The sequence below is a fragment of the Acinetobacter sp. ANC_7588 genome, assembly GCF_056783995.1.
On record NZ_JBWYIU010000033.1, the window covers coordinates 1 to 693 of the forward strand.

Here is a 693-nt window from a genome sequence, read left to right on the forward strand (position 1 = left end):
AGCACCCATCCGCAACGCGCCAAAGTGGTGGGACCTGCAGGAGAAGAAATTCATGTCGATGAATGGGGACGCATCAAAGTACGCTTCCTGTTTACCCGAGCAGAAGACCACCAATTTGATGGCGGTGCAGGCAGTAACAACAACGATACCGATTCAGCTTGGGTCGATGTACTGACCCCATGGGCAGGCGAAGGCTATGGCGCACGCTTCCTTCCTCGAATCAATGAAATCGTGGTTATCGACTTCTTTGACGGCAACATCGACCGCCCCTTTGTGGTGGGACGCCTACATGAAGCCCAACGCAGCCCAACCCGATTTGACAGTCAAGGTCAACTGCCAGACACCAAAAAACTCGCAGGGATTAAAAGTAAAGAAGTCCAAGGCGAAGGCTATGGACAACTCCGCTTTGATGACACCACAGGACAAATCTCCACCCAACTGCAAAACACCCACGGGGCGAGCCAACTTAACCTAGGGAATCTCAGTCATCCCAAAGCAACAGCAGAAAGTGAAGGACGTGGTGAAGGTTTCGAACTCAGAACCGACCAATGGGGTGCAGTACGAGCGGGCGAAGGCATACTCATCTCCACCTACAAACAAGAACAAGCCAAAGCAAACCATCTCGATGCAAGCGAAGCCAAACAACAACTCGAAAGTAGCTTAAACAACGCCAAAGCTTTGAGTGAAGTGGCA

1 protein-coding gene is annotated in these 693 nt (G+C 51.4%); it reads left to right on the plus strand.

Features of this window, described 5'->3' with window-relative positions; genetic code table 11:
* Positions 1-693, plus strand: a 693-nt coding sequence (locus tag AC1M9J_RS14755) for a type VI secretion system Vgr family protein (RefSeq protein WP_481952571.1), incomplete at both ends; no start/stop codon positions are given.